The following is a 17,760-nucleotide window of genomic DNA, read 5'->3' on the forward strand; positions in this document are numbered from 1 at the left end:
CTTCTAAGTTTACAACCCTAGCTTGCTTTTAAATGTGTCTGTGGTTTTTTTGCAATTTTCCAAGAACTCATTCAGTCCTTTTGCGCGAAGACTGCATGCATCACAATCCTCACACCCATTCCCCACTATTCCGTTATAACAAGTCAGGGTGCGGTTCATGATCAGCTCCAGTTGATTGTGGTAATCCGCTAGTGCCCACGTCTCGGCTTTATTCAGCCACATCAACGGTGTCTCGATGCGCAGTTTGTAATCCATGCCGGATTCAATGGCGGTGTTCATGGCCTTGACGAAACTGTCCCGACAGTCCGGATATCCCGAAAAATCCGTTTCGCACACGCCAGTAATCACCGCTTCAGCCCCCACCTGATAAGCGTAAATAGACGCCAACGTCAAAAACAAAATATTGCGACCCGGCACGAATGTATTGGGTGGGCCATTTTGGGCACTGTTCGCCGACGGGACTGGAATGTTATCGCGGGTCAAGCTACTGACGGCCAGCTCATTCAGCAAGGTGGTGTCCAGTACCTTATGGGCTGCAACGCCAAAGTGCCGGGCGAGGTTTCTCGCCACTTCGATTTCTGCTCGATGACGTTGGCCGTAGTCGAAGGTAATGCAGTGGATTTCGTCGTACTTTGGCAGCGCATGGATCAGGCAGGTGGTGGAGTCTTGGCCGCCGCTGAAAACGATCACGGCTTTCTTGGTCACTTCATTCATCCTTGGAATTCCCGGCTTTTGGTTGGGATGTGACCGTAGCGCGAAGTTCAAGGGTTTTGGTGTGGGAAATTTCGGAAATTTGGTGTTCCATTTTCCGAGTTTGGCTTTTTGCCGTCCCGGGAGGCGCTTGCGGTATTTGATTTCTTGCGGTGGTTTGGGCTGCCGCGCAGCCCAGCGGGAGCAAGCTCCCTCGCCACGGGGAGCGCTAGGTTTATTGCACCTTCGCCAAATCCCCTTTCAACGCAACACCGGCCATGATCGCGCCCGCGTGGCATTCATAGGTGGTCGGGTCCTTGCGTTCGTTGCTCTTGTAGAAGCTGACAATGTTGGTAACAGCGTTGGCGCCGGCATTCTTGGCGGCCTGGTGCAGGCTGATCAGCGCCGATTGCAGCACCCATTCGCAAGCTACTTCATCAGACTTGTTGAACGCGTTGGTTTTCTTGTTGGTGACCGCGCCAGGGCTGACCACGGTGACGTTGCCGGCCGGTTTGTTGCCGGCCAGGTAGAACTTGACGCTGCCGTCGATCTTGCCGGTGCGGATGGCTTCGGCGACGACCTTGTCGAACGGCAGGAACAGCGCGGTATCACGGGCCTGGCTGAGGCTTGGCAGGGTGCTGAGCAACAGGGCGGCGGTTACGGCGATTTTCTTCAACGACATAATGGTCTCCTTGACCAGAGCTAACGGGAATCAGTGCCAGCGGCGGAAGATCAGCGAAGTGTTGACCCCGCCAAAGGCAAAATTATTGTTCATCACGTACTCATTGCTCATCGAGCGGAACTCATTGCGCAGGTAATCGAGTTTGCCGCATTCGGGGTCGACTTCATCGAGGTTGAAGGTGTGCACGTACAGGTCGCGGTTCATCATCTCGATGCTGAACCAGGACTCCAGCGCGCCGCACGCGCCCAAGGTATGGCCGAGAAAGCTTTTCTGCGAACTGATGGGCATGTGTTCGCCAAACAGGCTGCTGGTGGCCAGGGTTTCGGCAATATCGCCCTGCTCGGTGGCGGTGCCGTGGCCGTTGACGTAGCCGATGGCCGAAGGTTCGAGGCCGGCGTCTTCCAGGGCCAGCTCCATGGCGCGGCGCATGGTGCTCAATTCGGGACGGGTGGCGTGCTGGCCGTCGGCGTTGCTGCCGAAACCGACGATTTCAGCATGGATCCGTGCGCCGCGGGCCAAGGCGTGCTCAAGGTCTTCGAGCACCAGCATGCCGGCGCCTTCACCGATTACCAGTCCGTCGCGGCCCTTGTCGTAGGGCCGTGGGCTGGTTTGCGGTGCATCGTTTTTCAGGCTGGTGGCGTAGAGCGCATCGAAGACCATCGCCTCGGTCGGGCACAGCTCTTCGGCGCCACCGGCGAGCATCAACGGCAGGCGACCGAACTTGATCGCCTCATAGGCGTAGCCGATGCCGTGGCTGCCGCTGGTGCAGGCACTGGAGGTAGGGATCAGCCGTCCGGTCAGCCCGAAGAAGATGCTGATGTTGGCCGCCGTGGTGTGGGGCATCATGCGCACATAGGAGTTGGCGTTCAGCCCTTCGGCGACGCTGTTGAGCAGCATGTTGCCGAATGCCTTGATCTCATCGGTGCTGCCGGTCGACGAGCCGCACGACACGCCCATGCGCCCGTCCTTGATCGATGGATCGCCCAACAGGCCCGCGTCGGCCAGGGCCTGCTCCGCCGAGCCGACGGCCAAGCGCGAAACTCGGCCCATGCTGCGCAGTTGCTTGCGGGTCCAGTGAGCGGGCACCTGATAGTCATCGATAGGCCCGGCCAGTCGAGTGTTCAGCTCGGTGAAACGGTCCCACTCATGCATGCGCCGGATGCCGCTGCGGTTGGCGGCGAAGTTGGCGGCGATGGTGTCCCAGTCGCTACCAATCGAGGTGATGCCGGACATGCCGGTGACGACGACGCGCTTCATCAGCACAAGCCTCCGTTGACGGCGAGGACTTGCCGGGTGATGTAGCCGGCTTCGGCGGACATCAGGAAGTTCACCGCGCCAGCCACTTCTTCCGGGGTGCCCATGCGCTGGGCGGGGATCATTTTCATCAATTCTTCCACGGGTACGTTTTCATCGAGCATGGCGGTGTCGATCAAGCCCGGCGCGACGCAGTTGACAGTGATCTTGCGCTTGCCCAGCTCGATTGCCAACGCCTTGGCCGCGCCGATCAACCCGGCCTTCGACGCGCTGTAGTTGACCTGGCCACGGTTGCCGATCAACCCGGAAACCGAGGTGATGCAGACGATTCGCCCGGCGGCGCGACGACGGATCATCGGCATCATCACCGGGTGCAGCACGTTGTAGAAACCGTCGAGGTTGGTGCGCATCACCACATCCCAGTCGTCTTCGCTCAGGGCCGGGAAGGCGCCATCGCGGGTCAGGCCGGCGTTGAGCACCACGCCGTAATAGGCGCCGTGGGTTTCGACGTCGGCCTCAAGGATGGCCTTGCATGCGGCGCGATCGGACACGTCGAATTGCAGAACCCGGGCATTTCGACCCAGGGCCAGTATCTGCGCCTGGACGGCTTCGGCCTCGGCGCGACCACTGCGGCAGTGCAATACGATGTCGTGCCCGGCCTGGGCCAGGCGCAAGGCGATGGCGCGGCCGATGCCACGGCTGGAGCCGGTGACCAGTATGGATTCAGTCATGGCTGGGTTCCTGTTGCGGACGGTTCGTTGAGGTACTGGGCGGCATGGGGCGGACGGAACACATTCAGGCGCGCAGTAGCGTGGATACCGGGTGCGCGAATATGGCATTCGAACACACCCATGCCGTTGTCGTCTTCCAGGGAGCGCAGGCCGTGGATGGCCAGTTCGCTGCCGAGGGGGAAACACTCGACGTTGCATTCGAATTTGCGCGTACCGAGCAGGAAGCCCAGTTCCACGCAATCGCCCCGTCGGCGTGCGTGGCAACCGGCAAACGCCGCCACGCTCTGGGCCATCAATTCAATGCCGACCCAAGCCGGCAGCGCACCGTCTTCGCGGTTGAACAAACCGTCGGGCTTGACGGTGGCGAGTGCGTGGATCTGCTCATCATCGAAGGACAGGATCCGGTCGATGAGGATCATGTCGCCTGCATGAGGCAGCAATTCGGCGAGCGGCCAGTCAATCATTGGGCGTTTCCGATAATAAGGCTGACGTTGTTGCCGCCGAAGGCAAATGAATTGCTCATCAGGCGACGGGGTGTCGTCGGGTTCAGGCGGGCGCGGGTGTCGGTCCATTGCAGTGCCGGCAGGTCGGGATCGGCTTGGCCGTCCCAGACATGCGGCGGCAGTGCCTGGTCGGGGTTTTGTGAGCTCAGGGTCAACCAGCAGAACGCCGCTTCCAGCGCTCCGGCCGCGCCGAGGGTGTGGCCGGTCATGGGTTTGGTCGACGAGCAGGGTACGCCGGCTGGGAACAGCCCGGCCACCGCGTGGCTTTCCATCGCGTCGTTATGTTGCGTGGCGGTGCCGTGCAGGTTCAGATAATCGATCTGGTTGGCGTCCAGGCCCGCGCAGCGCAGGGCTTTTTCCATGGCCTGGCGGGCGCCGCGGCCACTGGGTTCGGGCGCGGAAATGTGGTGCGCGTCGGAACTGGCGCCGTCACCGAGCAGGGCGATCGAATGCTCATCGCCTGGCGTCTTGCTCATGAGAAACAGCACCGCCGCCTCGCCGATGTTGATACCGCTGCGGTTCACCGAAAACGGGTTGCAGCGTTCGTTGGAGACCGCTTCCAGTGCCGAGAAACCGTTGAGCGTCAGCTTGCACAAACTGTCTACGCCGCCGCACAGCACCGCATCGCACAGGCCAAGGTCCAGCAGGCGACGAGCGCTCATCAAGGCCCGCGCGCTGGAGGTGCAGGCCGTAGAGATCACATAGGACGGACCGCTCAGGCCAAGCCAGTCGGAGAGGAAATTGGCCGGCGCGCTGAGTTCCTGCTGTTGGTAGTCGTACCCATCGGGGAACCGCTGTTCGCGCAGATAGTGGGCGATGCCCTGGCTGGCTTCATCGATGCCCGACGTGCTGGTGCCCAGGACGATGCCGATGCGGGCGCGGCCATAGGTACTGATCGCCTGGTCGATCTCGAGGCGAATCTGCATTGCGGCTTCGAGCAACAGTTGATTGTTACGGCTGCGTTGTGCCACCAAGCATTGCGGGATGGGGGCCAGTTCGCCCGTCACCGAAGCCACCGGCAACGTCCGCTCAGGCACCCAGCCGGCTTCGACGCGCAGGCCCGAGCAATCGCCGGCAAACAGGTTGCGCGCGACGCTTTGCTTGTCTCGGCCCAGGGCGCAGATCACCCCGAGGGCGTTCAAATAAGCGGTCATGGTGCGTTCTCGGTCAACGGTGTGATGCGGTAATGCGGGCCTTCAGGCAGGCTCAGTTCGAAGTCCAGTGGTTGCTCGTAGCGCACCTGCCAGCGTGCATCGAGGCTCCGCTGGGTGCTCTGCTGCCGAGCGGTGGGATAGTTGCCGGCAAGCTCCGCTTCGGGCGTCAGGGCGAACAACAGCGCGGCGAACAGCTCCCGGGCTTCGGCGTTCGGTGGTAGCAAACCGTCGGCCTGCCATTGGCCGTCGACCAGGCGCTGGCGGGCCAGGGGGATGCCCAGCGGGTCCATCAGCGACCAACGGATCCCGCCATTTTCGCGCTGGATCACCAATAACCAATCCTGGCGTTGGCCGGCCAGTTGCCGTTCGATGTGCAATTGCAGCGGCAGTGCCAGGGTCGGCGTACGTTCCGGCAGCGGCGCGTGGCTGGAGCAGGCACTGAGCAGCAGCAGACAACCGATCAACAGACCACGGATCATCGGGCGTCTCCTTCGAGCGGCTTGCGGGCGACCACGTTGACCAGGGTTTCCTCCCGTTCGCCAAACGGCTTGGGCCGGCGCAGGCCCAAGCGTTCCAGCAGGCCGAAATCCTTGGCGCGGCTCCACCACAAGTACGGGTAGGAGACGTTGTGGTCTTCGAACTGGAACCCTTGATTGCGAATCATCGCCAGGTACTGCGCGGCGCTTTTCTGTACATGCATCGGGTGGCGGAACAGCCAGCGGATCACCCAGGTATCGATGTAGGCCTCGGTGGATTCGGCGAACATCAGGTAACCGCCAGGCTTGAGCACGCGGTAGAACTCGGCAAGGGCCTTTTCCTGCTCGACCAAATGATGAAAAGTCTGGTGGCAGAACAGCAGGTCCACGCTTGCATCAGGCACCGCCAATGTCGCGCAATCGCTGCCGATCAGCTCCACGGCCATGCCCTGGCGGGCAGCTTCTGCGGTGCTCAGCGCCAGGCTGTGCGGGTCGGCGTCGACGCCAATCAGTTGTTGTGGTGCGAATACTTGGCGCAGGTATTGAAACGACTTGCCCTGGCCACAACCGGCGTCCAGCAGCACCGGGTCGCAGGGCAGCGCAGCGCCAAACAGGCTGCGCAGATCGTTGATCGCCACACGCAGCACATGGTGCTGCCAGGTGTGGCTGCGCAGGAACCAGAAACCGAAGCGGGTTTCTTCGACGTAGTTGTCGCTCAGGTAGCTCATGACGGCTGACTCATGACGCCGGGCTCGCGCAGATTTCCGAAAGCATGCGCAGGCGCCGCTTGGGTTCGCTGACGAAGGGATTACGCTGGTCCCAGGCGTAGCCGGCCAGGATCGAACTGATCATGCGGCGGATGTCGGAGGAACCTTCGCTGTAGAAAATCACGTCCTGGAACGTGCCGGCGTACCAGCCCTCGACATAGCAGCGGAAGGTGTCGACGCCGCGCTTGAGCGGCTCGGCGAACTCGCTCTGCCAATCGACGCTTTCGCCTTGTAGCTGACGATGCAGCACGCCCGCGGCCATGCTCGCCGAGCGCATGGCGATGGTCACGCCGGAGGAAAATACCGGGTCGAGGAATTCCGCAGCGTTGCCCAGCAGGGCGAAGCCAGGGCCGTGCAATGTCTTGACGTTGGCCGAGTAGCCGCCGATGGTGCGCGCCGGGGTGTCCCACACCGTGTTCTGCAGGACACCGGCCAGGCTTGGGGTTTCATTGATAAAGCCGCGCAGGCAGGCGTCGAGGTCTTCGGTGCGTCCCTCGAAATGTTCTGCCGCCGCGACCACGCCCACCGAGCAGCGTCCGCCGCTGAACGGAATGGTCCAGAACCACACATCGCGTTTGCTCGGGTGGGTGGTGATGAGGATTTTTTCCCGGTCGAACGCCGGGGCGTCGATGCGATCCTCGATGTGAGTGAACACCGCCTGGCGCACCGGGAAGTTCGAGGGTGCCTCAAGGTCCAGCAGACGCGGCAGGACTCGGCCGTAGCCGCTGGCATCGAGCACGAAAGCGGCCTCGACGCGGTACTCGCTGCCGTCCTCGCGCTGCACGCCCAGTTGCGGCTTGGCCAGGGTGAAATCTACGTTGGCGATGGCCTGGCCGTAACGGATTTCCACGCCTTGCAGCGCGGCTTGGTCGGCGAGCAACTTGTCGAAGTCGGCGCGCTGGACCTGGAACGTGGTGGGCTTGCCTTCGCTGAAGGTGTCGCCGAAATCGAAGGCGCTGTAGCGCTCGCCCCAGGCGAACGCCGCACCGTTCTTGCGCTGGAAGCCGGCGGCATTGACTGCCTCGAGCATGCCGGCTTCTTCGACGAAGTCCAGGCAATGGGACAGCAGGCTCTCGCCGATTGAGAACCGTGGAAAGTGCTGGCGCTCGATGACCAGCACATCGTGGCCGCTGCGCTTGAGCAGCGCAGCGGCAATGGCGCCGGAAGGCCCTGCGCCGATGATCACGACCTGTCGACGTTCCATTTCAACTGTTGACACTTGGGCTCCTGGCCGGGACGGCATGCGAAGGAATACGGTGGAAACCGGCCACGGCCGGCAGCAAAGTGGCGATCAAGCCCATCAGCATCAGCGCGAAGTACAGCGCCGGGCTGATGAGCTGTTGTTGCAGCAGCAGGTTGAGGAAGACGATTTCACTCAAGCCGCGAATGTTCAGCAAGACACTTTCCCGCCAGCGACTGGCGCCGACGAACGAGGCCCCGGCCCAACCGAGCCCCAGCCAGTTGCCAAGCAGTTTGCTGGCAATCGGCAACAGCAGCAACGCACCCAGCTGGATCCAGCCAAGGCTGTCCATGGCGCTGTGCACATTGATCTGCACGATGCCGAAGGTGAGGATCAACGGGATCGCCAGGTAAGTCTGCAACCGATGCATCCAGGCGGCGCTGAGTGGCAATACCAGTGGCACCTTGAGCGCGGCCATGCACAGCAGATAACCGATGCCCGTGATCAACGCGTTGAGCCGGTAATGTTCGGCCACCACCAGCAGGGCAAAGAACAGGCCGCTGTGCAGCAGCGGTTGGCGCAGGCCGGCCAGTCGCAGCAGCAAGGGCACGCAGGCGCCGGCCAATGGCAGCAGCAGGCTGCTCAGGTGCAGGCTGCCCTGGGCCAGGGCGAACAGGCTCCAGCAGATCAGGTCGATCAGAATCGCGGTCTGCACCAGGCGCCGGGTGGCGGCGGGCGGGTAATCGATGTGCCGCAAATACAGGTACAGCACCGGTATCGCGGTAATCGCAAACAAAAGCCCGACCGCCAGCGAACTGATCCAAGGCTGTGGTGGCAGCAGCCAGACCGCAGTCGCCAACCCGCACACGAACGGCACGCCAAAGCTCGGCAAGGCGATTTTAACGCTCTGGCGGTCCAGCTTCAGGTCGATCACGTCGCTGAGAATGTGCCCCAGCAGCAAGGCGAACGCGAGGCTGTAGAGGTTTTTCAGCCACACCGGCGAGACCAGTTGCGCGCCGCCCAGGTGCCAACCCGGCTCGATCCAGAAGTACATCAACAAGGGCAGGCCGAACGTCGCCAGCAGCAATTGGCTGACGATCGGAATCAGCCCGAAGCGCCGGCCAACCAGGGTCGCGACGGCAAACAGCGCCAAGGTCATCAGCCAGAACAACGCGGTCATCATTGGACGGGCTCCGCAGTGCCGGCATGGGCCTGACGCCCGGCCCACGGCGCGAGCAGGAAGCTGAATGCCAGCCCCAGGCTTACCGCCAAGCCGAAGTTACTCACCGCCGGCGTACTGGACAACGCCAGCAAGCCGAACGACAGCCACGTGGTGACCGCCGCCAGCAGTGTGCCCAGCAGGCTCACGGCGGCACCGCCGATCTGTTCACGCATGAGAATGGCGTAGTCGACGCCGATGGCCGTCACCAGCAGCAGGCCGAAGAGGCTGAACAGCGTCAGCGGTTGCCCCAGCCAGCCGAGGCTCGCCAGGCTGCACAGCGCAGCCAGCAGCGGCAATGCCACGACGCGCAAGGCACCGCCGACGCCGAATGGCCAGATCAGCACCAAAACGATCAGCACGCACGAGGCCAGTTTCAGTTCGGCGGCGCTGACTTGCGTGGCAGCGAACACCCGGTTCAGGTCGCCCAGGCGATCCACCAGTTGCACGCCGGGCAGGTCCACCGCCTGCACCCGCAGCAGCGCGGCATCGTTCAAGCCTTGCAGGCTGACCACCGCCGCCACGCCTTGCGCCGTCGGGCCGAGCCAGAGCGTGCGGTAGGGTTCGGCCAGTGGCCCGGTCAGCGCGGCGTCAATGTCGGTGACCGGCAAGGCCTGCAATTGCGCCAGCTCCGTTTCCAGCGCAGCGGCGGGTACGCCGAGGTCCAGGAGCGGCTGCCAGAACGCCGGCAACCGGGCCAGGGCCTCACGAACCTGTTGTTGCTCGACGGGCGGGCTGACCAATTGATTGAGTGACAGATAGCCTTGGAGTTTTTCCAGGCCGATCAACTGGTCGAGCCGCTCGTTGAGGGCCGTCTGGCGCTCGAGCAACTGTGGCTGGTTCTCGGCACGGATCAGGAAGAACTGGCTGGTGGGCTGGAAGCCGGTGATGCGGGCGATGGCCTGGGCTTCATCGGTCAGGTGTTGGGGCGTGCCGATCCACTGGCGAATGTCGTTTTTACTGGTCAGTTGCCAGAGGCCACCGCCACAGAAGCCGAGCAAGAGCGCCAACAGAATCGGCGTGCATACCCGGGCCAGCAATGCGTCGCGGCACTGGAGCAGGCTCTCGCACAGCCGCAACGGCCATTGGGCAGGGCGCAGGTCAGCGTGTTGAAGCAGTGCCGGCAACAGGCAGACCGCCGACAGATAGGCGCCGACCAGGCCGGCGGCAGAAAAAATTGCGATTTGGGTCAGGGCCGGGAACGGGGTCCAGGCCAGGGCCAGGTAACCGATGCACGTGGTCGCCAGGCTCAGGCTCAGGCCCGGCAGCGTCAAGCGCAGGGCCGGCCAGCTGCGCCACGGCTTGAGGCTCCAGCTCTTGGACAGGTAGTGCAGCGGATAATCCACTGCCACGCCAATCAGGCTCGAACCCAACACCAGGGTCATCACGTGCATCCGGCCGAACAGCGCCACGCAAGCCACCGCGCCGAACAACATGCCCACCAGCACCGGCACGAACGCCAGCCACACCCGAAAGCGTCGGAAGGCCAGCAACAGCAGCAACAGGATGCCGACCGTCGCGCCCCCGCCAACCCAGGTGATTTCCCGCGACGCCTGTTGCTGGCCGCTAGCGGCATACAGCAGGCCGCTGGCGGCCAGCAGTTGCCCTTGGGCCTGGCTTGCGAGGTCACGGCTGCGTTGCAGCAGATCGGCCACTTGCAGCGGCAGGTTCATGTCGAAGGCATTGCCTTGGGTGCGCGCCCGCAGCATGACCCATTGCTTGCCGTCGGCTTCGGCGATCAGTGCGCCGCTGCCCACGTCCAGCTGTATCGCGCCGCGTTGCGGCTGGCTGTTCTGGATACGACCGGTCAGGCCGAGCCAGTCATCCGGGCTCGGCACCAGGCTGAAGCCGCTGAACGGGTCGAACAGGGCCTGCACACGTTGCTGGATAAAGGCCTGGGGTTGATCGATCAACTGCTGCCGATCGGCGGCCGAGAGCATGGCCAATCGACCGTCGAGCAATTGCTTGCGCAGCGCCGGCAGGTCAGCCTGCAGCGTCCACTGGACCCTGTCGAACAGACCGCTGGCCTGCCATTGTTCGCCGAGGGTTTGCGCCAGGGTGATGGCATGCTCGCGGTCGGCGTGGCCAACCAGCACCAGCACTTCGCGGTTCAGCGGCTCTTGCATGCGTTGTTCGGCAATCAGTTCCAGCGCATCAGGCGACGTACCGGGCACCAACTCCATCAGATTGGCCGACAACGGTGCGCCGTTGCGCCATTGCCAACCGGCGAGCGCCAGCACCGCCAGCAGCAGGATCAGGAACAGCCGTGGCAGCATCCGTTCACTCGGCAAAATCATGTCGCTCCGCTTCGCTCAAAGGCTGCGCACTGGTGCTGTCCCGCATGCGCAACACGGTGCTGTCACCCTGGGTTTCCAGCAGTTCGATGCGCTGGACCAATTCGCCGCCGTCGATGTTGATCTGGTTGAAGACTTGTTTGAGCAGCACCGAGCGCGGGATCAGGGTGAGTTTCCACTGCTGTGGCTGGCCCGACAGGCTCAGCTCGAAATCCCGTTGCAAGCCACTGCTGTCGCCCTGCAATACCGCGAGGAACAGGCGGTTTTGCTCGGTGCCGGCAGTTTTGTTCGGCAGCAACTGCCAGCCATTGCCGTCGCGCCGTGCGATGCCTTTGGCGGTGATGCGGTAATCCTGTTGTAGCGGCGTTTGCAGCAGCCAGAGCAGGCCGTGGTTTTTCGCCAGCACGAAGCGGCCCTTGCTGGTGAGTGGTTGGGGCAGGGCGCGCAGATGTTTTTCCTGGATGAACTGGCCGTGGATCACTTCCGGGCGGGCCAGTTGGTCGCTCAACTGTTGCAGGTCGAACGCCTGGGCCAGCGGCGAGAGGCCAAACAGCAGCAGCCAGGTGAGCCGGCGTTTCATGAGAGTTTCCTTTCGACGGCTTCGACAAATACCCGTGGCGAAGCCAGGAGCATTTCGCGGGTGGCCATGTCCACGGCCACTTGCACCGAGCTGGCACGGGTCAGGCGTTCGCCGGTCGCGGCATCGCTGATCAGGTAATTGATCTTCAGCCGGTTTTCCCATTCCACCAGGCTGGCGCGTACGGTCAGCGCCTGGCCGAACACGGCACTGCGCACGTAGCGCAGTTGCAGGTCGATCACCGGCCACGCATGGCCGGATTCGAGCATGTCGTTGTAGTTGTGGCCGATCAAGTCGAGCAAGGCGCAGCGGGCCACTTCGAGGTATTTGATGTAGTGGCCGTGCCAGACCACGTTCATCGAGTCGACGTCGAAAAACGGCACCACGATCGGGGTGTCGACATGCAAAACGCCTTGGCTACGCATGCAGCCTCCAGTGTTGCTCGGCGATGCGTTGCAGGCACAGGCGCAGTTCACCTTCCAGGGCACGGTCTTCGATCACAGGCGGGAAATCCTCGGCCAGTTGCTGGTGCATGGCGGCCAAGGCAGGCGGTAGTGGTCGTGCATCTTCGGCGCGGCCGCGCAGCCAGACGCCTTGGTTGGCGGCCAGCAACGTGGCGGCGGCGACTTGCTCGGTCAGTTCCAGTACACGGATCGCGTCCCGGGCGGCGATGGTGCCCATGCTGACCTTGTCCTGGTTGTGGCATTCGGTGGAGCGCGAGAACACGCTGGCCGGCATGGTGTTTTTCAGGGCTTCGGCGGTCCATGCACTGGTGCCGATCTGCACGGCCTTGAAACCATGGTTGAGCATCGCCCGCTCGGCACTGGCGCCGGACAGGTTGCTCGGCAAGCCGTGGTTGTAGCGTTCGTCCACCAGCAGGGCGAGCTGGCGATCCAGCAAGTCGGCGACGTTGGCGACCAGGTTCTTCAGGCTGTCCATGACGAAGGCGATGTGTCCGCCGTAGAAATGCCCGCCGTGAAGCACGCGCTCCGCTTCGGCATCGATGATCGGGTTGTCGTTGGCGCTGTTGAGTTCGGTTTCGATGAACGAGCGCAGCCAGCCCAGGCTGTCTGCCAGCACGCCGAGCACATGCGGCGCGCAGCGCAAGGAGTAGCGATCCTGCAGGCGATGCAGCGGCGCGGTCGGCGCGTCGATCGCCAGGTCCTTGCGCAGCCACGCGGCGACTTGCATCTGCCCCGGATGTGGCTTGGCGGCGAACAGGCGTTCGTCGAAGTGCTCCGGGTTGCCTTGCAGGGCGACCACGTTCAGCGCGGTGATGCGGGTCGCCAGTTGCAACAGATAATCGGCGCGGGCAAAAGCCAGGCAGGCCAGGCCGGTCATCACGGCGGTGCCGTTCATCAGCGCCAGGGCTTCCTTGGGCCGCAGCACCAGCGGCGTCCAGCCCAGTTCACGGTGCACATCGACGGCCAGACGGCGCTCGCCGCGGAACATGACGTCCCGCTCACCGGACAGCGTGGCGGCGACGTAGGACAGCGGCGTCAGATCGCCGCTGGCGCCCACCGAGCCTTCTTCCGGAATCAGCGGCAGGATGTCGTGTTCGAGAAAGGCCTGGAGGCGTTCCAGCAGTTCCACCCGCACTCCCGACACGCCGTGGCACAGCGACTGCAAACGCGCCGCGAGCACGGCGCGAGTGGCCTGGGCGTCGAGCAGCTTGCCGAGGCCACAGCCGTGGAACGTGTACAGGTGACGCGGCAACGCCTCGACATGGTGCAGTGGCACAGCCACTACGCAGGAATCGCCGTAGCCCGTGGTGACGCCGTAGATCACGCCTTCCTTGTCCAGCAGGGAGTCGAGAAATTGCGCGCCCTTGGCGATGCGCTGGCGGAACGCCGGGTCATCCTGCAGCTGCGTCGGCGCTTGGCGGTTGGCCAGGGCCAGCACGTCTTCGATGCGCAGGGGGCGTTCGCCGAAGGTTACCGGCTCAAGAATGGGCTTCGTCATCGGTCTTCCAGAAAGGGTAGAAGTTGAACCATTGTTGTGGCGCCTGGAGACAATACTGCGCCAGGCGGTCGGCATACAGGCCGGCCCAATGGGTAATCACTTGCTCGCGGTCGTTGCGCTTCCAGGTCACGGCCTCGGCAAACGGCTCGAGGGTGACGCGATAGCGCCCCTCGTGCTTGAGACACATCAGCAGGTTGACCGGGCATTTCAACAGGCCGGCCAAGAGCCAGGGGCCTTGCGGGAATGCCGCCGGGTGACCCATGAAATCCACGGTCACGCTGCGTCCGCCATGTAACGGCACGCGGTCGCCGGCGATCGCCAGCCATTCGCCGCGCTCCAGGCGTTCGCTCAGTTGCAGCATGATCACCGGGTCCAGCTCGCTGACTTGGATTAGGCGCAGGTGCGTCGCGCCAGCTTCGCCCAGCAACCGGTTGAATTGTTCGGCGTGCTTGGTGTGGACCAGCACGTTCATGGTGACTTTTTCGCCCAGTTCGGCCAAGGCCCGGCACATTTCCAGGTTGCCCAGGTGCGCGCCCACCAGCATTTGCCCTCGGCTATCGCGCAAGTGATTGCGCAGCAACGCCGGGTCGACGATTTCGATCTGCTCGATGCTCAGTTTGCCGTTCCAGACGTCGAGCTTGTCCAGCAGGGAATCGGCGAACGCCATGAACTGTCCGAAGACGCGCCGGTGGGTCGGGCGCAGCTCTGGGCGGCTGTTCCAATCGGCCAGGCGCTGTTGGTACTGCCAGGCGGCGTGACGGGCGCTACGGCCGAAAATGAAGAAGTACAGGACGATGCCGTACAGCACCGGGCTCAATAGCCGACGACCCAGCACCTTGGCGGCGAGCGCCGTGAGTTTCATCAGCCAGAAACTGCCGCGCTCCTGGCGATCGGCCCAGTGTTGTTTGTCGATGTTCATGCTCGCCACCGTCGCCAGAGAATCAGCGGAAAGCGCACCAGCATGCCGAAGAACAACCGGGTGTGCATGCTGGAAATCAGCACGTTGTCGTGGAACAGGCGAAAGTGCGAGACGCCGTCCAAGGGGTAATGAACCCGGGTGCGCAGCCAGCGCATCGGCTGGTTGCGCCAGGCCAGCCGGACCAGGATGTCCGAGTCGAAATCCATGCGCTTGCCGATGTTCGCCGAGTCGATCAGCGCCAGGGTCGGCACCAGGGGATAGACCCGGAAGCCGCACATCGAATCGCGGATTTGCAAGGACAGGCTGTTGATCCAGACCATGACGTGGGTCAGGTAGCGCGCGTACAAGCGACCTTTCGGCACGCTGGCGTCGTACTGCGGATAACCGCAGATCACCGCGTCTGGATAGGTGCGGGATTGCTCGATGAACGCTCGGACATCGCCAAGATCGTGTTGCCCATCGGCGTCGACCTGCAAGGCGTGGCTGAAACCCAGGCGCGCGGCCTCGCGCAGGCCGGTCATCACCGCGCCGCCCTTGCCCTGGTTGACCGCCAGCCGGACCAGGTGAACCCGCTCGTGCTCGGCCAGTTGCTCAAGCACCGCGGCGCATGCCGGGCTACTGGCATCGTCCACCAGCACGCAGGGCAAACCGTTGCCGAGCAACGTCTGGACCACCGTAGCGATGGCGGTTTCGTGGTTGTAGACCGGGATGACGGCGCAGGGGTTATGCATATTTTCTGCCCCCCACCGATCCACTGTGGCGAGGGAGCTTGCTCCCGCTCGAGTGCGAAGCGCTCGCTCTTGAAAAACCAGGGGCTGCTTCGCAGCCCAGCGGGAGCAAGCTCCCTCGCCACAGGGATTTGTGCTGGTGCCTAGGCATTGTTTTCCCCCAACACAATCCGCCCACTGGAGCAGGCCGCCGCCGCGTTGCGGTAAGCGAAATACAACTTGCCGCGCTCACGGTCGAAGCGCAGGTGCAGTTGGATTTCATCGCCGGGTCGCACCAGTTGCTGGAATTTAAGAACCTCCATGCCCAGGAATCGGGGCGGCAAGTTCAGCAGTTGCCGGCCGAGGCTCAAAGCCCAATCGACCTGAACCACGCCCGGGAGGACCGGCGCGGTGGGAAAGTGGCCACTGAAGTAAGCCAAGTCTGGCGGCACTGCCAGGCACAGGTTCCACTCGCCTTCGGTTTCGGTTTGCTCGAGCAGTTCGGGGGCTTTCGGGCGGGGCGCCATCAGCACGGCTTCGACTTCGGCCTGGGGCAGCTTGCCTTGGGGGTTCAGCGGCAGTTGTCGCAGCCAGCGCCAACGTCGGGGCAAGGCCAAGGTTTCGCAATGCCCGCTCAGGTGCTGGCGCAGCGCTTGGGTAACGGCGCGTCGGCCCAGATTGCGCAGCGCGTGCAGGCCGGTTTCGCTAAGCACCAGCAGGGCACCGAGGGAGGCGCGATTCTCCTGCACGACTCCCAACCGCGCTTCACTGACCCATTCATGAGCCGTCAACGCCTGTTCCAGCATCGGCAAGGAGATACGTTTTTCTTCAAGCTTGACGATGCGATCCAAGCGACCGAGCAATTCGAAACGCCCATCTGCGGCGATCCGCGCCGCGTCTGCGGTATGTTCCACATGACCGGTCGGTAGATAGGGCGAGGCAATCAGCAAGGCGCCGTCACTGTCCTGGCTCAGCTCGACACCAGCGAAGGGCTGCCATAGGTTGCCGCCCTGGCGCCAGGCAATGCCGCCGGTCTCCGAGCTGCCGAACACTTCGGTCGGCCATTGTCCCAGGCGTTGTTGCAGGGTTTGCGCAGCCTCGGGGGGCAGGGCGCCGCCGGAGGAAAATACCCGGCGCACGCAGCTCAAGGCCGGCCAGTCGAGGTTGTCGCCCATGCGCTTGAGCAGCGCCGGGCTGGCGACCCAGGCAAATGCCGGCTGTTCGCGGCTGGCGCGTTGCAGGTCTTCCGGAAACGCCAATTGCCGACGCACAAAGGTGCGTCCGGCGCACAGCGGCCACAGCACCCGGAACAGCAGGCCATAGATGTGTTGGGTGGCGACGCTGCCGATCATGCAGGCTGCCGGGCCAAGGTCGGCGCCCCATAATTGCTCCAGCGCCTGGACTTCGTTGCTCAGATGGCGCAGGTTTTTCTCGATGCGCTTGGGTTCGCCGCTGGAGCCGGAGGTGCACAGGCTCAGCCAACAGTCATCAAGGTCCAGTTCGGCGGCGTCCAGCGGGGCCTGATGAAAATCGTTGGGATGCGTGTCGCCGGCCTGGTCGGTCAACCACAGGTCGACATCGGCCGACCAGCGTTGGCGTGTCTGGGCTTGCAGGTCGGCGGGCAGCAGGATGTGCGCGCCCGCGCGCCAGGCACCGAGTAGCGCTGTCGCCAGATCGGCTGCATCTTCGAAGTACACGGCCACGCGACGGATGCCACCGGCTTGCAGGCCTGCGGCCAGGCATAGCGCGCTTGCGCGCAACTGTGCGTGATTCAACGCCGGATCGATGGTTACATCGCGTTCCGGCTGCGCCTCGAGCAACAACTGCTCAAGCGTTATCCAATTCATGGGCGGCCTCTTACCCGTTGTCGTATGAGCCATTCAATGGCAAACAGCAGCCCCATCAATCCGTAGGAAATCAGGCCGGTGTACAACATCCACCAGCTCAGCGGCGCCCAGAGGGTCAGGGCGGCGGCGAGCAAACCGTTACACAGGAAAAATACACTCCAGGCCACCGTGACCTGGCGTGTATACACCACCGCTTTGGCCGGCAGCTGCGGTTCGCGCAGGCGGGCCAGGCGTTCAATCATTGGCGGGCCATATTTCAGGCTCAGCGTGAACAGCCCGAGCATGAACGTGCTGATCAGCACCGGATACCAGCGCAGCAGGCGCGGGCTATCGAATACCGCGAGCAGCACGCAAAAGATAATCGCCGAGACCGCTATCCAGCGATTGCCGGGGTTGCCCCTGCCGAGCAGCGCCCGGGCCAACCACAGGCAGCCCAACAACAACCCAAACTGCCAAGGAGCAAAGTGCTCCATGCCGAAATACACCGCAAAGGGATACAGCAGGCCCGCCAGCAGCAGGCCAAGGCCGATCAGCCGGCTCATGCGGCCGGTTGGACCAGTCGATAGACCGCCTCGACCACGTCGTTGACGGTGCGCACCGATTTGAATTCCTCGGCGGCGATTTTCTTGCCGGTCTGGCGCTTGATGTGGTCGATCAGGTCGACCGCATCGATGCTATCGATTTCCAGGTCCTGGTACAGGTTCGAATCCAGCGTCACGCGCTCGGGCTCCAGCTCGAAGAGCTCGACCAGAGCATCGCGAAGGGTAATGAAAATGTCGTCACGAGTTTGCATAGTCC

At 63.2% G+C, this 17,760-nt stretch carries 19 protein-coding genes; all 19 read right to left on the bottom strand.

What is annotated here, in order from left to right; genetic code table 11:
• Positions 1–9: 9 nt before the first annotated feature.
• The 19 genes from queC to HU806_RS13220 all read right to left on the bottom strand — a co-directional run bounded on the left by queC (position 10) and on the right by HU806_RS13220 (position 17,755).
• A complete protein-coding gene (queC, locus tag HU806_RS13130) occupies positions 10–705 on the bottom strand; it encodes a 7-cyano-7-deazaguanine synthase QueC (RefSeq protein ID WP_186611876.1) in 696 nt (231 codons plus the stop codon).
• Between the two features lie 220 nt (positions 706–925).
• On the bottom strand, positions 926–1,372 hold the full coding sequence (locus HU806_RS13135) for a hypothetical protein (RefSeq protein WP_003197008.1): 447 nt from the start codon (positions 1,370–1,372) through the stop codon (positions 926–928).
• Between the two features lie 30 nt (positions 1,373–1,402).
• A complete protein-coding gene (locus HU806_RS13140) occupies positions 1,403–2,629 on the bottom strand; it encodes a beta-ketoacyl-ACP synthase (RefSeq protein ID WP_186611779.1) in 1,227 nt (408 codons plus the stop codon).
• Positions 2,629–3,357, bottom strand: coding sequence for a 3-oxoacyl-ACP reductase FabG (gene fabG / locus HU806_RS13145; RefSeq protein WP_186611780.1), 729 nt, complete (start codon positions 3,355–3,357; stop codon positions 2,629–2,631). Before fabG ends, HU806_RS13140 begins: the two co-directional genes overlap by 1 nt.
• Entirely contained in the window at positions 3,354–3,821 is a 468-nt protein-coding gene (locus tag HU806_RS13150; RefSeq protein ID WP_186611781.1) for a hotdog family protein, read from the bottom strand. The genes fabG and HU806_RS13150 overlap by 4 nt, the downstream gene beginning before the upstream one ends.
• On the bottom strand, positions 3,818–5,014 hold the full coding sequence (locus HU806_RS13155; protein WP_186611782.1) for a beta-ketoacyl-[acyl-carrier-protein] synthase family protein: 1,197 nt from the start codon (positions 5,012–5,014) through the stop codon (positions 3,818–3,820). Before HU806_RS13155 ends, HU806_RS13150 begins: the two co-directional genes overlap by 4 nt.
• Positions 5,011–5,493: a DUF3261 domain-containing protein gene (locus HU806_RS13160; protein WP_186611783.1), complete on the bottom strand. Its 483-nt coding sequence runs from the start codon at positions 5,491–5,493 to the stop codon at positions 5,011–5,013. Before HU806_RS13160 ends, HU806_RS13155 begins: the two co-directional genes overlap by 4 nt.
• On the bottom strand, positions 5,490–6,218 hold the full coding sequence (locus tag HU806_RS13165; RefSeq protein ID WP_186611784.1) for a class I SAM-dependent methyltransferase: 729 nt from the start codon (positions 6,216–6,218) through the stop codon (positions 5,490–5,492). The genes HU806_RS13160 and HU806_RS13165 overlap by 4 nt, the downstream gene beginning before the upstream one ends.
• A 10-nt stretch (positions 6,219–6,228) precedes the next feature.
• Complete coding sequence (locus HU806_RS13170; RefSeq protein WP_186611785.1) at positions 6,229–7,476, bottom strand: tryptophan 7-halogenase; 1,248 nt, start codon at positions 7,474–7,476, stop codon at positions 6,229–6,231.
• Positions 7,463–8,620 (bottom strand): cation:proton antiporter, encoded by a 1,158-nt coding sequence (locus HU806_RS13175; protein ID WP_186611786.1) that lies wholly within the window; start codon positions 8,618–8,620, stop codon positions 7,463–7,465. Before HU806_RS13175 ends, HU806_RS13170 begins: the two co-directional genes overlap by 14 nt.
• Positions 8,617–10,953, bottom strand: coding sequence for an MMPL family transporter (locus tag HU806_RS13180; protein ID WP_186611787.1), 2,337 nt, complete (start codon positions 10,951–10,953; stop codon positions 8,617–8,619). The genes HU806_RS13175 and HU806_RS13180 overlap by 4 nt, the downstream gene beginning before the upstream one ends.
• Complete coding sequence (gene apeL, locus HU806_RS13185; protein ID WP_186611788.1) at positions 10,937–11,530, bottom strand: ApeL family LolA-like protein; 594 nt, start codon at positions 11,528–11,530, stop codon at positions 10,937–10,939. Before apeL ends, HU806_RS13180 begins: the two co-directional genes overlap by 17 nt.
• Positions 11,527–11,952 carry an acyl-CoA thioesterase gene (locus HU806_RS13190; RefSeq protein WP_186611789.1) on the bottom strand — a complete coding sequence of 142 codons (426 nt, stop codon included), beginning with the start codon at positions 11,950–11,952 and terminating at the stop codon, positions 11,527–11,529. The genes apeL and HU806_RS13190 overlap by 4 nt, the downstream gene beginning before the upstream one ends.
• Positions 11,945–13,489 carry an HAL/PAL/TAL family ammonia-lyase gene (locus tag HU806_RS13195; RefSeq protein WP_186611790.1) on the bottom strand — a complete coding sequence of 515 codons (1,545 nt, stop codon included), beginning with the start codon at positions 13,487–13,489 and terminating at the stop codon, positions 11,945–11,947. Before HU806_RS13195 ends, HU806_RS13190 begins: the two co-directional genes overlap by 8 nt.
• Entirely contained in the window at positions 13,470–14,408 is a 939-nt protein-coding gene (locus HU806_RS13200) for a lysophospholipid acyltransferase family protein (protein WP_186611791.1), read from the bottom strand. The genes HU806_RS13195 and HU806_RS13200 overlap by 20 nt, the downstream gene beginning before the upstream one ends.
• The gene (locus HU806_RS13205; protein WP_186611792.1) at positions 14,405–15,139 is read right to left on the bottom strand and encodes a glycosyltransferase family 2 protein; all 735 of its coding nucleotides are present in this window, start codon (positions 15,137–15,139) and stop codon (positions 14,405–14,407) included. The genes HU806_RS13200 and HU806_RS13205 overlap by 4 nt, the downstream gene beginning before the upstream one ends.
• 140 nt (positions 15,140–15,279) lie before the next feature.
• Positions 15,280–16,962 carry an ApeI family dehydratase gene (locus HU806_RS13210; protein WP_186611793.1) on the bottom strand — a complete coding sequence of 561 codons (1,683 nt, stop codon included), beginning with the start codon at positions 16,960–16,962 and terminating at the stop codon, positions 15,280–15,282.
• Positions 16,959–17,504, bottom strand: coding sequence for a COG4648 family protein (locus tag HU806_RS13215; RefSeq protein WP_186611794.1), 546 nt, complete (start codon positions 17,502–17,504; stop codon positions 16,959–16,961). Before HU806_RS13215 ends, HU806_RS13210 begins: the two co-directional genes overlap by 4 nt.
• Entirely contained in the window at positions 17,501–17,755 is a 255-nt protein-coding gene (locus tag HU806_RS13220) for an acyl carrier protein (protein WP_186611795.1), read from the bottom strand. Before HU806_RS13220 ends, HU806_RS13215 begins: the two co-directional genes overlap by 4 nt.
• Positions 17,756–17,760: the final 5 nt, after the last annotated feature.

The organism is Pseudomonas sp. SWRI154 (assembly GCF_014268645.1).
Classification (GTDB): Bacteria; Pseudomonadota; Gammaproteobacteria; order Pseudomonadales; family Pseudomonadaceae; genus Aquipseudomonas; species Aquipseudomonas marvdashtae.

Coding starts and splice junctions, on each gene's coding strand:
- HU806_RS13180 (WP_186611787.1), bottom strand. CDS start 10,953: ATGATTTTGCCGAGTGAACGGATGCTGCCACGGCTGTTCCTGATCCTG.
- HU806_RS13210 (WP_186611793.1), bottom strand. CDS start 16,962: ATGAATTGGATAACGCTTGAGCAGTTGTTGCTCGAGGCGCAGCCGGAA.
- HU806_RS13150 (WP_186611781.1), bottom strand. CDS start 3,821: ATGATTGACTGGCCGCTCGCCGAATTGCTGCCTCATGCAGGCGACATG.
- HU806_RS13195 (WP_186611790.1), bottom strand. CDS start 13,489: ATGACGAAGCCCATTCTTGAGCCGGTAACCTTCGGCGAACGCCCCCTG.
- HU806_RS13160 (WP_186611783.1), bottom strand. CDS start 5,493: ATGATCCGTGGTCTGTTGATCGGTTGTCTGCTGCTGCTCAGTGCCTGC.
- HU806_RS13135 (WP_003197008.1), bottom strand. CDS start 1,372: ATGTCGTTGAAGAAAATCGCCGTAACCGCCGCCCTGTTGCTCAGCACC.
- HU806_RS13155 (WP_186611782.1), bottom strand. CDS start 5,014: ATGACCGCTTATTTGAACGCCCTCGGGGTGATCTGCGCCCTGGGCCGA.
- HU806_RS13220 (WP_186611795.1), bottom strand. CDS start 17,755: ATGCAAACTCGTGACGACATTTTCATTACCCTTCGCGATGCTCTGGTC.
- fabG (WP_186611780.1), bottom strand. CDS start 3,357: ATGACTGAATCCATACTGGTCACCGGCTCCAGCCGTGGCATCGGCCGC.
- HU806_RS13200 (WP_186611791.1), bottom strand. CDS start 14,408: ATGAACATCGACAAACAACACTGGGCCGATCGCCAGGAGCGCGGCAGT.
- HU806_RS13190 (WP_186611789.1), bottom strand. CDS start 11,952: ATGCGTAGCCAAGGCGTTTTGCATGTCGACACCCCGATCGTGGTGCCG.
- HU806_RS13175 (WP_186611786.1), bottom strand. CDS start 8,620: ATGATGACCGCGTTGTTCTGGCTGATGACCTTGGCGCTGTTTGCCGTC.
- HU806_RS13140 (WP_186611779.1), bottom strand. CDS start 2,629: ATGAAGCGCGTCGTCGTCACCGGCATGTCCGGCATCACCTCGATTGGT.
- HU806_RS13215 (WP_186611794.1), bottom strand. CDS start 17,504: ATGAGCCGGCTGATCGGCCTTGGCCTGCTGCTGGCGGGCCTGCTGTAT.
- apeL (WP_186611788.1), bottom strand. CDS start 11,530: ATGAAACGCCGGCTCACCTGGCTGCTGCTGTTTGGCCTCTCGCCGCTG.
- HU806_RS13165 (WP_186611784.1), bottom strand. CDS start 6,218: ATGAGCTACCTGAGCGACAACTACGTCGAAGAAACCCGCTTCGGTTTC.
- HU806_RS13205 (WP_186611792.1), bottom strand. CDS start 15,139: ATGCATAACCCCTGCGCCGTCATCCCGGTCTACAACCACGAAACCGCC.